The following is a 12,558-nucleotide window of genomic DNA, read 5'->3' as shown; positions in this document are numbered from 1 at the left end:
GGCCCGAGGGCGCGAGCACCCCGCGCCCGCTACAGCGCGGGCAGGGACGGCAGGGTGCCGCCCCCGACGCGCAGCGCGCTGCCGTCGCGCCGCCCGGCGAGCCAGCCGAGGAGGTCGGCCTGGCGGCCGGTGACCACGAGCGTGTGGCCGCCGCTCTCCAGCTGCTCCGGCGTGAGGCCCTTGACGGCTCCGGTGAACAGGAGCCGCCCGTCGTCCTGCTCGACCGTCACCGCGGGGACGGCGGGGTGGTCGCGGAACCGCTCGGTCAGGAAGGTGATCTCGCGCTGGGTGAACTCCTCCGGCAGGTCCTCCAGCTCGTACCCGATGTCGAGGTCCACGTGGTGCAGCTCCACCTCGATCCAGCGCCGGAACGGCACCCGCGACGCCGAGTCGGTGACGCCGTTGCGCAGCTCGACCGTGCGCGACCAGTCCGCCGGGGCGGCTGCGGCCTCCTGGAAGCGGTGCGCGCTCTCCCGCAGGTCCGTGAGCTGGGCCTCCAGTGGCCGGGGCGCGTCCCGCTCGATGTCGGCGTCCCGGGCCTCGGCGGACACGTACATGGGACGCCCCTCCAGGACGTTCACGATCGCGTCCGCGTTGCGGGCGAGGTGGGCGAGGACATGGCCGCGGGTCCAGCCGGGCAGCCGTGACGGCTGGGTCACAGCCGCGTTGTCCATCGTGGCGACTGCGGTGAGGAGCCGCTCGGTCGCCTCCCGTACAGAGTCCAGGTCACGCACGTGAATCGTCATGGCGCCGACCCTAGCTCCGCCACACCTTCGGGTGAAGCCGGTGGACCTCGGACCAAAATCGAATGCACGTGCTATATGGTCGAGTCCTGCGTCGGGCATGCTGGAAGGCCCGGGATTGTTGTGGAACGGGGAAACAGGACCGGCGCTGTCAGTGGCTCCCCCTAGTCTGAGAAGGACGGGGGCTCCGCTCCTGTCACTTCACTCAAGAAAGGTGCGGACCGGCGTGGCCGACCGTCTCATCGTCCGTGGCGCGCGCGAGCACAATCTGAAGAACGTCTCGCTCGACCTCCCACGCGACTCGCTCATCGTCTTCACGGGCCTGTCGGGGTCGGGCAAGTCCTCGCTGGCCTTCGACACGATCTTCGCGGAGGGCCAGCGCCGGTACGTCGAGTCGCTGTCCTCCTACGCCCGGCAGTTCCTCGGGCAGATGGACAAGCCGGACGTCGACTTCATCGAGGGTCTGTCCCCGGCGGTCTCCATCGACCAGAAGTCGACCTCGCGCAACCCGCGCTCGACGGTCGGCACGATCACCGAGGTCTACGACTACCTCCGGCTGCTCTTCGCGCGCATCGGCAAACCGCACTGCCCCCAGTGCCGCCGCCCCATCTCCCGCCAGTCGCCGCAGGCCATCGTGGACCGCGTGCTGGAGCTGCCCGAGGGCAGCCGCTTCCAGGTGCTGTCCCCGCTGGTGAGGGAGCGCAAGGGCGAGTTCGTCGACCTGTTCGCGGACCTCCAGACCAAGGGCTACAGCCGCGCGCGGGTGGACGGCGAGACCGTCCAGCTCTCCAGCCCGCCCACCCTGAAGAAGCAGGAGAAGCACACCATCGAGGTGGTCGTCGACCGCCTCACGGTGAAGGACTCCGCCAAGCGCCGCCTCACCGACTCCGTGGAGACCGCCCTCGGCCTGTCCGGCGGCATGGTCGTGCTCGACTTCGTCGACCTCCCCGAGGACGACCCCGAGCGCGAGCGCATGTTCTCGGAGCACCTGTACTGCCCGTACGACGACCTGTCCTTCGAGGAGCTGGAGCCCCGTTCCTTCTCCTTCAACTCGCCCTTCGGCGCCTGCCCCGACTGCACCGGCATCGGCACGCGCATGGAGGTCGACCCGGAGCTGATCGTCCCGGACGAGGACAAGTCGCTCGACGAGGGCGCCATCCACCCCTGGTCGCACGGCCACACCAAGGACTACTTCGGCCGCCTCATCGGCGCCCTCGCCGACGCGCTGGGCTTCCGGACCGACATCCCCTTCGCCGGCCTGCCGCAGCGCGCGAGGAAGGCCCTGCTGTACGGCCACAAGACGCAGATCGAGGTCCGCTACCGCAACCGCTACGGCCGCGAGCGGGTGTACACCACGGCCTTCGAGGGCGCCGTCCCCTTCGTGAAGCGGCGGCACGGCGAGGCCGAGAGCGACGCCAGCCGGGAGCGCTTCGAGGGCTACATGCGCGAGGTGCCCTGCCCCACCTGTGAGGGCACCCGGCTGAAGCCGATCGTCCTCGCGGTCACGATCATGGAGAAGTCGATCGCCGAGGTCTCGGCGATGTCCATCAGCGACTGCGCGGACTTCCTGGGCGAGCTGAAGCTCACCGCCCGCGACAAGAAGATCGCCGAGCGGGTGCTGAAGGAGGTCAACGAACGGCTGCGCTTCCTGGTCGACGTCGGCCTGGACTACCTCTCGCTGAACCGCGCGGCCGGCACCCTCTCCGGCGGTGAGGCCCAGCGCATCCGCCTCGCCACCCAGATCGGCTCGGGACTCGTCGGCGTGCTCTACGTCCTCGACGAGCCCTCCATCGGTCTGCACCAGCGCGACAACCACCGGCTCATCGAGACCCTGGTCCGGCTCCGCGACATGGGCAACACGCTCATCGTCGTCGAGCACGACGAGGACACCATCAAGACCGCCGACTGGGTCGTCGACATCGGCCCCGGCGCCGGTGAGCACGGCGGCAAGGTCGTGCACAGCGGCTCCCTGAAGGAGCTGCTGGCGAACACCGAGTCGCAGACCGGGCAGTACCTCTCGGGCAGGAAGGCCATCCCGCTGCCCGACGTCCGCCGCCCGCACGACCCGACCCGCCGGCTCACCGTGCACGGCGCCCGGGAGAACAACCTCCAGGACATCGACGTGTCCTTCCCGCTCGGCGTCTTCACGGCCGTCACGGGCGTCTCGGGTTCCGGCAAGTCCACGCTGGTCAACGACATCCTGTACACCCACCTCGCCCGCGAGCTGAACGGCGCGAGGAACGTACCGGGACGGCACACGCGCGTGGACGGCGACGACCTCGTCGACAAGGTCGTCCACGTCGACCAGTCGCCCATCGGGCGCACCCCCCGGTCCAACCCGGCGACCTACACCGGCGTCTTCGACCACATCCGCAAGCTGTTCGCCGAGACCACCGAGGCGAAGGTCCGCGGCTACCTGCCCGGCCGCTTCTCCTTCAACGTCAAGGGCGGCCGCTGCGAGAACTGCGCGGGCGACGGCACCATCAAGATCGAGATGAACTTCCTCCCGGACGTCTACGTCCCGTGCGAGGTCTGCCACGGCGCCCGGTACAACCGGGAGACCCTGGAGGTCCACTACAAGGGCAAGTCCATCGCCGAGGTCCTGAACATGCCGATCGAGGAGGCGACGGACTTCTTCGAGGCCGTCCCCGCGATCGCCCGCCACCTCAACACCCTGAAGGACGTAGGCCTCGGCTACGTCCGCCTCGGCCAGGCGGCGACCACCCTGTCCGGCGGTGAGGCGCAGCGCGTGAAGCTCGCCAGCGAGCTGCAGAAGCGCTCCACCGGCCGCACGGTCTACGTCCTGGACGAGCCGACCACCGGTCTCCACTTCGAGGACATCAGCAAGCTCCTCAAGGTGCTCTCCGGCCTCGTCGACAAGGGCAACACGGTCATCGTCATCGAGCACAACCTCGACGTCATCAAGACCGCCGACTGGATCGTCGACATGGGTCCCGAGGGCGGCGCGGGCGGTGGTCTCGTCGTCGCCGAGGGCACGCCCGAGCAGATCGCCGGGGTCCCGGCCAGCCACACCGGCAAGTTCCTGCGGGAGATCCTCGGCGCCGACCGGATCAGCGACGCCTCACCGGTGAAGGCGCCGCGCGGGACCGCAGCCAAGAAGGCGGTCGCCGCCGGGGCGACGGCCAAGAAGTCCGCCACCACCCGCACGACCAAGACCGCCGGCGGCACAGCGGCCAGGAAGACGGCCTCGGCCACGAAGAAGGCGGCTCCCGCGAAGAAGACCACGCGGACCCGCAAGTCCTGACAGCGGAGGGCGACCGCCCGCCCCGGAAGAACGGCGTGCCCCGCGGGAACCTCCCCGCGGGGCACGCCGTTCTTCCGGCCTGCGGGGACGTGTCAGTCCCCGGCCACCTCGGACGCGTACGGCGGTTCCGCGCCCGCCCGGGAGCAGGTGACCGCGGCCGCGCGGGCGGCGAAGCGGAGCAGCCCGCCCCAGTCCTCGGCGGTCAGGGCCGCGAGCGAGGCCGCGGACAGGGCGTCCCGTGCGGACAGGCCGTGCAGGAGCGCCGCGTTCACCGTGTCACCGGCGCCGATCGTGTCGACGACGTCGACCTTCTCGCCCGGCACGCGGTACTCCGCCCCGTCGCGGGTGTAGGCGGTCAGCCCCTCCCCGCCGCGCGTCACCACGACCGCCGAGGGCCCGGAGGACAACCACTGGTCAGGGGTGCCGCCCAGCCACTCGGCGTCCTCCTCGGACAGCTTCAGCAGCGACACCGAGGGCAGCCAGCTCCTGAAGCGGGCGCGATGGGCGGCCGCGTCGGGGACGACCCGGCCGGATGTTGGGGTCGAGGGCGGTGAAGACGCCGCGCGCGGCCGCCCCGTGCAGCAGTTCCTCGTACGCGCTCGCCCCCGGCTCCAGGACCAGCGAGCAGGTGCCGAAGGAGACGGCACGGGTGCCCGCGGGGAGCCGCTCGGGGGCCTCGAACAGACGGTCGGCGCTGCCCTCCACGTAGAAGGAGTACCGGGCGGAGCCGTCCTCGCCGATCGAGGCCAGCGCCAGCGTCGTCGGCTCCGGGCCGCGCTGCACCGACGCCACGTCCACACCGGCCTCCCGCAACCCGGTCAGCAGGGCCTGGCCGTAGACGTCGTACGACACGCGGGAGCAGAACGCCGTGGGGGAGCCGAGGCGACCGAGCGCCACCGCCGTGTTGTACGGCCCGCCACCGCGCGCCGGCCGCAGGTCCACGAGCGGACCCGACCCCCTGGGACCAGGTCGATCAGGGCTTCACCGGCGACGACGATCACTGAGGGGTCCTTTCCGGGGAGTCTCCGCCGGAAGGTACCCCGGAGGTTTCCGCCCCGCGACGGGCGGCCCCGTCCCCCTCAGTCCCAGTCCCAGCCGATCCCGAGGAGGCCCGTGCGCACCCGGGGCTCCACCAGGTGCACGCAACGGTGCAGGCCGCTCAGGGGGAGGGCCTGCCGCCCTCCGCGCGGCGCGGCCGGCGAGTGCTGGCTGAACCGGTGGCAGCGCACCGGCAGCGCCCGCTCGTCGAAGCGCACCTGGAGGGCGTACTGCCCGCCCCCCGACCGGAAACCGCGGACGTACTCGGTGCTCACCCCGGCCGTCCCGTCGTCGACGCCGTAACGGAACAGGAAGGTGTCGCCGCTGCGCAGCCGGGTGTCGAAGAGGAACTCGGCGACCAGCAGCCCCGTGTCGTCGTCCCAGCGCACCCGGCCCCGACGGCAGTTCTCCAGGGCGCGCACCGCCATCCGCTCCGGGGCACAGCCCGGGTCACCGTGGTGGACCGCCACATAGCGGTCCACACCGTCCCGGTGCGCCCGCACGATGTGCTGCGACTCGCGACCCAGCAGCTCCCGGTGCGCGCCGACGCGTACCCGCTCGTGATGGCCGACGGTGTGCACCCCGCCGTCCGGTGGCGACCCCAGCTCGCCGAGGAGCCGCTCCAGCACACCCGAGGCCGCCACCAGGGAGCGGTACGAACGGCCCGTGGACCGGCCCCGCCCGGACGGCTCCGCGGACCGGGCCAGCAGACGGATCAGCGACTCGTCCGGCAGTCGGAGGATCTCCTCCAGGGCCCGCACCGCCCGCAGCGACTCGGGGCGCTGCGGGCGCCGGGCGCCCTGCTGCCAGTAACTCAGGCTGGTCACCCCGACCTTGACCCCGTGCCGCGACAGATGGTGCTGCACCCGCTGCAACGGCAGTCCGCGCGCGGCGATCGCGGCACGCAGCGCCACATGGAAGGGCCCACCCCGCAGGGCCGACTCCAGCTCCGCGGTGGCGACGTTCGCGATCGCCGCGACGTCGGCGTGCTCTGTGGCGTGCCGCATGGAGGAGCCTTTCTGTGAGGTGCGCGTCGGCTGGTCGGACCACGCGTGGGCCGGTCGGGGTGCCCCGCGGACGCGCGGGGCTCTCGGCGACCGTCCACTTCACATCCGTACGACGGCGTTCCCCGCCCTGAGTTCCCCCGCATTGAAGCGTGTCGGCAAAGCCCCGACAACACCCGCGACGGGACATGGCCGGACACCGACGGCAAGATCCTCAGTGCTCCGGGGCCCCCGGACCGGACCCCAGCAGGTCGCGCAGTGCCTGTCCCGAGAGCCCCGCCTTGTGAAGGAATCCGCGCACCGGAGCGGCCTCGACCAGTTCCCGGACGTCCTCCAGGGGATGTGCGGACGTCAGGACGATCGCGGCCGACGGTGCCGTGCGCGCCAGCGCCGGCGCGACGTCCAGTCCGCTCTCCCCGGCGAGGTCGAGGTCCAGCAGGACGACGTCCGGCGCCAGTTCCGCGGTCCGCGCGAGAGCCTCCGCGCCGGTCGAGGCCACTCCGACCACCCGGATCCCCTCACGTTCGAGGAGAGGCCGGGCGGCCTCCAGGAAGCGGGCACTGTCGTCGACGATGAGACAGCGCGTGGACATGCTGACAGCCTCCCGGGCCGGTGACGGAACCACATCCCGGTCAGCCGGAAAGTGTCCCCCCGACGCGTACCCCGTGACGTGGAATGTGCTGATGTCCCTTGCCGGTTCGATCCGTTCCCACTCACCGAGGGAATCGAACAAGCCACGGGGAGTAGCATGTCGCTGCCCTGGGGGCCGAACGGCCCGGTCGAATGGGAGTAATACGCGATGAACGCGTCGCACAACGGCGTCGGAAGACGTCAGATCCGTCGTGCCCTCGTGGCGGGAGTCTCGGCGGCGGCACTGTTGCTGGCCGGATGCAGCGCCGGTGGCGAGGAGCGCCGGACGGGCGCGGACGGCAAACCCGCGGGCGACACGACCTGCGACGGCAGGATCGACGGCACCGCGCACATCACCCTGTGGTTCCACGCCGGGCAGAGCGGTGAACAGCGCACCCTGCGCAGCCAGGTCAAGGAGTTCAACAAGGCCCAACGGCAGGTGCGGGTCGAGCTGGTGACCCTGCCCGAGCAGCGCCCGTACACCGAGCTCGTCCTGTCCGCGGCGGCCAGCGGAGACCTCCCGGACCTCCTCGACTTCGACGGCCCCAACCTCTACAGCTACGCCTGGTCCGGCAAGCTGAAGCCGATCGACTCCTGTGTGCCCGCCGGGGTCCGCGAGGACCTGCTGCCCTCGCTCCGTCAACAGGGCACCTACGACGGCCGGTTGTGGGGGGTCGGAACCTTCGACTCCGGGCTCGGCCTGTACGTGCGGCCCTCGGTGCTCCGCGAGGCCGGGATCCGGATCCCGAAGGGCACCGGGGACGCTTGGACCGCCGACGAGCTGACCCGGATCCTGCGCAGGTTGCGGGCCGAGGGGTACCAGGCGCCCCTCGACCTCAACTTCGTCGACTCGGCGGTCCCCGACGAGTGGAACACCTACGCGTTCGCACCGGCCGTGTGGTCGGCCGGTGGCGACCTCATCGACCCCAGGGGCTTCCGTACGGCGGACGGCTTCCTCAACGGCCCGGAGGCGGTGAAGGCGCTCACCACCCTGCAGAGCTGGGTCAAGGAGGGCTACGTCGACCGGGACCGGGACAAGAACGCGTTCGTGAAGGGACGCACCCCCATCTCCTGGATGGGGCACTGGAAGTACGGCGAGTTCAGCGCGGCGCACCCCGGGGACGTGGCGATCGTGCCGCTGCCCGACTTCGGCGCCGGCACCGCCACCGGGATGGGCTCCTGGCAGTGGGGCATCCCCTCCGGCGGCGCGGACGGCGACGCGGTGTGGCGGTTCCTGGAGTACCTGCTGCGACCGGAGCAGGTGGTGCGGATGAGCGAGGCCAACGGGGCGATCCCCGGGACGGAACGGGCGGTCGGCCGCTCCGCGAAGTTCGACGAGAACGGCCCGGAGCGGCTGTTCATCGAGCAGCTGCGCGGCGGTGTCGCCCGGCCCCGGCCGCAGACCCCCGCGTACCCGGCGATCACCAAGGCGTTCTCCCGTGCGGTCGCCGACAGCGTCTTCGCGGGCGCCCCGGTCGACAGGACGCTGGACGCGGCGGTCGAGGACATCAACAAGGACCTGGCCGCGCACGACGGTTACCCGCAGAGCGAGCCGTGACGGCGGGGGCGCCGAGGGCGCCTGGACCGGCGCCCCGATCAGCGGGATGCTGAGGCCACCGCGTTCCCCCTCACGGGGACCGCGCGGTGGCGGGCGGCGACCTGGTCGAACGCCTCCCCGCCGAGCGGCCGACGGGGGTGCGTCGGGTCGCGGACGGCCCGAGCACGGACGACGCCGCCGAGCCGGCAAAGGCGGACCACATGCACGTGACCCACGAATCCGCGCCGGCCCACCGGGACAGCGCCCCCACCCCCCAGCACCCGTGAGCCCCACCATGCGCCGTACCCCCTCCCCGAACCGGCCCCCGGACACCCCCGGCCCGGACTCGCCGTCCACGGACCGCGCACCCGACGCCCACCCCACGATCCCCGCGGACCGTTCCCCGGCGGGCCGCGCCCCGGAACAGCGCCCCGAGGCGCGGGTGCCGAGCCCGCGTCGGCCCGCGCGCCCCGCCGATCCCTCCGCTCCCGCCTCCCGTCCGGCGCCGGAGCGCTCCGGGCGCGAGGGCCCCGTGGTGTCCCCGCACGCCCGGCCGGGCCGGGGGCGGGGCCGCGGGGTGCCCGGGGTGCCGTTCCTCGCCCGGCTGCGGGTCGGCGCCAAGCTGATGCTGCTCGTGCTGCTGCCGGTGACCGTACTGCTGGCGTTCACGGTGTTCGCCGCCGTGTCGCACGGGGAGAAGGCGCGGACGCTGCGCGACTTCGACACCGCGATCGGGGTGTCGTTCGCGACCGGCGAGGTCTCCGACGCCGTCGCACGGGAGCGGCTGGCCGCCGTGAAGGCCCGGCTGCGCGTTGAACCGGGCACCGCCCGCGAGCGCGCCGACGCCCAGCGGGCCACCGACGCCGCGCTGCGCCGGGCCGTCCGGCGGGCCACCGGCCGGCCGGTGCCCGACGTCGCCGGCGACCTCGAATCCGTCCACCGGCAACTGCACGCGCTGCGCGTGGAGACGGGCACGGCCTCCCTGGACGCGCCGACCGTCGCCCAGCGGTACGACGCCATCGAGGACATCCTGCTCGACACCGTCGCCGCACTGGAGTCCGGCCGCCCCACACGGGCCGCGGGCCGTGCCGCCGACGCCCACGTGGCCCTGCGGAAGGCCATCGCCGCCGCCGAACGGGAACGGGCCGAGCTCGCCATCCTGTTCGGCGTCCCCGCCGGCCGGCGTCCCACCGCGGCCGGCCGCTGGACCGAACTGGAGAAGGCCCAGCTCCGCGCCTTCGAGCAGAACACCTCCGCGGAACGCCGGACCCAACTGCACCGCACCATGTTCCAGGCCCCCGGCCGCGCCGTCCGCAAGGTCCGCGACATGCTCGACGACTCCGCCACCCGGCCCGCCGACTGGCCCACGTACGACGCCTGGCTCACCGACTCCGGGCAGTACGTCGACGACCTGAGGAAGGTCCAGGACCGGACCGTGCGCGACCTCGCCGACACCGCCGACGACGAACTGCGCGCCACCCGCACCCGCGCCTACAGCGACCTGGCCCTCTTCCTGGCCGTCCTGTGCGCCGTCACCGCCCTCGCGCTGGCCCTGCGCCGCTCGATCACCCGCCCCCTCGGACAGGTCGCCGCGGGCGCGCGGGCGCTGTCGCGGGGCGACCTGTCGCACGACATCCACTACGCCGGACACGACGAACTCGGCGACGTGGCCGACACGTTCCGGGAACTGCGGGTGACCACGGAACGGCTGGCCGGGCAGATCCGGGCCATGAACACGGCGATCGACGCCGGCCGCCTCGGACACCGGGCCGACGTCGACGCCTTCGACGGCACCTGGGCCCAGCTGCTGGGCGGCATGAACGACACCATGGCGTCGTTCGCCGCCGCCCACGGCCGCCGCCGACGCGCCGAACAGGAACTGGAGGGCATCTTCAACCTCTCCCTGGACCTGCTCTGCATCTGCGGACTCGACGGCTACTTCAAACGCGTCAACCCGGCCTTCGAACGCACCCTCGGACACCCGGCCGAGACCCTGACCGCCAGACCGTTCGTCGAGTTCGTCCACGAGGAGGACCGCGACAGCACCCGCGAGACGATCGCGCTGCTGGCGAGCGGCGTCGACGTCGCCGAGTTCGAGAACCGCTACGTCCGCGCGGACGGCACCGAGTGCTGGCTCCAGTGGAGCGCCCGGCCCGTCCCCGAGGAGGGCCTCATCTACGCCGCCGCCCGCGACGTCACCGAGAGCCGCCGCGCCGCCCGGGAACAGGCCGCGCTGCGCCGCGTCGCCACCGAGGTGGCCCGCGGGGTCCCGCCGTCCGACGTGTTCGCGAAAGTGGCGGAGGAGGTGGGCGCCCTGCTGTGCACGGCCGCGGCCGTGCTGCGCCACGAGAGCGACGGGGACTTCACGGTCCTCGGCATCGCGCGCGAACCGGCCGACGACAGCGGCGCGGCGCCGTGCCTGACCCGGCGTGAGCCGGCGCGCACCGTGATGCGGGAGGTGGCCCGCACGCGCGGCGCCGCCCGCTCGGGCACCGCCGCGGGCGCCCCCATCGTCGTCGAGGGCCGGCTGTGGGGCGTCGTCGTCGCGGCCTCGCTGCTCGACGCGCTGCCCGACGGCACGGAGTCCCGGCTCGCCGACTTCACCGAACTCATCGCCACCGCGATCGCCAACGCCGACAGCCGCGCCCAGCTGACCGCCTCACGCGCGCGTGTCGTGGCCGCGGGCGACGCCTCCCGGCGCCGTATCGAACGCGACCTGCACGACGGTGTGCAGCAGCGGCTGATCTCCCTCCAGCTGGAGCTGCGGATGGCGCAGACCCTCGTCGACGAGCACGGCTCGGAGCTCGGCAGGCAACTCGCCCACCTGGGCAAGGGCCTCGACGACACGTTCCAGGACCTGATCCAGGTGGCCCGCGGCATCCACCCGGCCATCCTCTCCCAGGGCGGCCTGGGCCCCGCCCTGCGCTCCCTGGCCCGCCGCTCGGCGATCCCCGTCGAACTCGACCTGCGGCTCTCCACGCCCCGCTTCCCGGAGGCGGTCGAGGTGGCCGCGTACTACGTGACGTCGGAGTGCCTGACCAACGCCGTCAAGCACGCGCGCGCGAACGTGGTGACCGTCACGGCCGAGGACACCGGCGGCTTGCTGGAGGTGGTCATCCGCGACGACGGGGCCGGGGGAGCGGAACCGGGCGGGGGTTCGGGACTGATCGGTCTCATCGACCGGGTGGAGGCGATCGGCGGGCGGCTGACCGTGACCAGCCCGCCGGGCAGCGGGACGACACTGGACGTCCGCCTGCCGCTGGCACCGCCCCCGGAGGCCGGGGAGACCGCACCCCGTTCATGACCGCCCGAAGCGTACGCGGCGAGCCCCTTCAGGGGGGAGTACGAGACTCGTCGAGCGTACGTTCGGGCGGCCGTGCCGGACGGTGAAGACGGCCGTCCGGCCCAGTACGCGGGAGAACGGCCGATCCTTCTCCGCCGAGACAACCGGCCACCCGCGACTGCACTCTTTCGAGCATGACGTGCCGCCCTCACGGTGTCGCCCCGGCTCTCCCCCAACTAGGCTTCCAGCTAGCCGTAAGACCGTGTTCGGGCAGGCTGTCGTGGAAGAAGAGAACAGGTCGGGCAGGGGGAGGCCGAGACCACATGCACGCCGATCAGCATCCGGCGCTCGGACGGGTGGTGCTCGCGGACGACGACGTGCTCCTGCGCGAGGGACTGGCCAGTCTGTGCGAGCGCGTCGGATACGAGGTGGTGGGCCAGGCCGGCGACGGCACCGGCCTCATGGACCTCGTCGAGTCGCAGGTGCCGGACATCGCGATCATCGACATCAGGATGCCGCCGACCCAGTCCACCGAGGGCCTGAAGGCGGCTCGCGCCATCCGTGAGCGGTACCCGTCGGTCGGGATCCTCGTCCTGTCGGCGTTCGTCGAGGTCGAGGACGCGCTGGAGCTGCTGGCCGGCGGGCGCAGCATCGGCTACCTCCTCAAGAGCCGGATCACGGTCGTCGACGAGTTCCTGGAGACCCTCGACCGCATCCGCCGGGGCGGCTGTGTGGTGGATCCCTCACTCGTGCGGGAGCTGGTCGCCGCGCAGCGCCGCGACGATCCGCTGGCCATGCTCAGCAACCGCGAGCGCGAGGTGCTCGGCCTCATGGCCGAGGGGCGCTCCAACGCGGGCATCGGCAAGCGGCTGTGGGTGACCGAGGGCACCGTCGAGAAGCACGTGCGCAGCATCCTGGGCAAACTGCGGCTCCCCGAGGAACCGGACGACCACCGCCGGGTCCTGGCGGTGCTGACGTTCCTGGAGACCCGCTAGCTAGTGCTGTGACCGGAAAGGTTCGCCGGCTCGCGACGCCCGGCACGGCTCCCCCGCTCTCGG

General features: G+C 72.5%; 8 protein-coding genes and 1 pseudogene. 5 read left to right on the top strand and 4 right to left on the bottom strand.

Annotation, left to right across the window (positions count from 1 at the left end):
• Positions 1-29: 29 nt before the first annotated feature.
• Positions 30-746 (bottom strand): maleylpyruvate isomerase family mycothiol-dependent enzyme, encoded by a 717-nt coding sequence (locus GSY65_RS08335; protein ID WP_159766710.1) that lies wholly within the window; start codon positions 744-746, stop codon positions 30-32.
• Between the two features lie 223 nt (positions 747-969).
• Here GSY65_RS08335 and uvrA point away from each other — a divergent pair, with 223 nt between their 5' ends.
• Positions 970-4,008 (top strand): excinuclease ABC subunit UvrA, encoded by a 3,039-nt coding sequence (uvrA, locus tag GSY65_RS08330; RefSeq protein WP_159766709.1) that lies wholly within the window; start codon positions 970-972, stop codon positions 4,006-4,008.
• A 92-nt stretch (positions 4,009-4,100) separates the two neighbouring features.
• Here the strand turns inward: uvrA and GSY65_RS08325 are convergent.
• The 3 genes and pseudogenes from GSY65_RS08325 to GSY65_RS08315 form a co-directional block, all read right to left on the bottom strand.
• Positions 4,101-5,009: pseudogene (locus GSY65_RS08325) on the bottom strand (carbohydrate kinase family protein).
• A gap of 78 nt (positions 5,010-5,087) precedes the next feature.
• The gene (locus GSY65_RS08320) at positions 5,088-6,053 is read right to left on the bottom strand and encodes a hypothetical protein (protein ID WP_159766708.1); all 966 of its coding nucleotides are present in this window, start codon (positions 6,051-6,053) and stop codon (positions 5,088-5,090) included.
• Between the two features lie 211 nt (positions 6,054-6,264).
• Positions 6,265-6,642: a response regulator gene (locus tag GSY65_RS08315; RefSeq protein WP_159766707.1), complete on the bottom strand. Its 378-nt coding sequence runs from the start codon at positions 6,640-6,642 to the stop codon at positions 6,265-6,267.
• A gap of 207 nt (positions 6,643-6,849) precedes the next feature.
• Here GSY65_RS08315 and GSY65_RS08310 point away from each other — a divergent pair, with 207 nt between their 5' ends.
• The 4 genes from GSY65_RS08310 (at position 6,850) to GSY65_RS08295 (ending at position 12,495) form a co-directional block, all read left to right on the top strand.
• Entirely contained in the window at positions 6,850-8,238 is a 1,389-nt protein-coding gene (locus tag GSY65_RS08310; RefSeq protein ID WP_159766706.1) for an ABC transporter substrate-binding protein, read from the top strand.
• 86 nt (positions 8,239-8,324) lie between these two features.
• Entirely contained in the window at positions 8,325-8,504 is a 180-nt protein-coding gene (locus tag GSY65_RS08305; protein WP_159766705.1) for a hypothetical protein, read from the top strand.
• A gap of 338 nt (positions 8,505-8,842) precedes the next feature.
• A complete protein-coding gene (locus GSY65_RS08300; RefSeq protein WP_159775711.1) occupies positions 8,843-11,521 on the top strand; it encodes a PAS domain S-box protein in 2,679 nt (892 codons plus the stop codon).
• A 302-nt stretch (positions 11,522-11,823) separates the two neighbouring features.
• Positions 11,824-12,495, top strand: coding sequence for a response regulator transcription factor (locus tag GSY65_RS08295; RefSeq protein ID WP_159766704.1), 672 nt, complete (start codon positions 11,824-11,826; stop codon positions 12,493-12,495).
• Positions 12,496-12,558: the final 63 nt, after the last annotated feature.

It is taken from the genome of Streptomyces sp. HM190 (assembly GCF_009857135.1).
GTDB lineage: Bacteria > Actinomycetota > Actinomycetes > Streptomycetales > Streptomycetaceae > Streptomyces > Streptomyces heilongjiangensis.
Note: the sequence above shows the minus strand (reverse complement) of the source record. Positions and strands in the feature narration are given on the sequence as shown.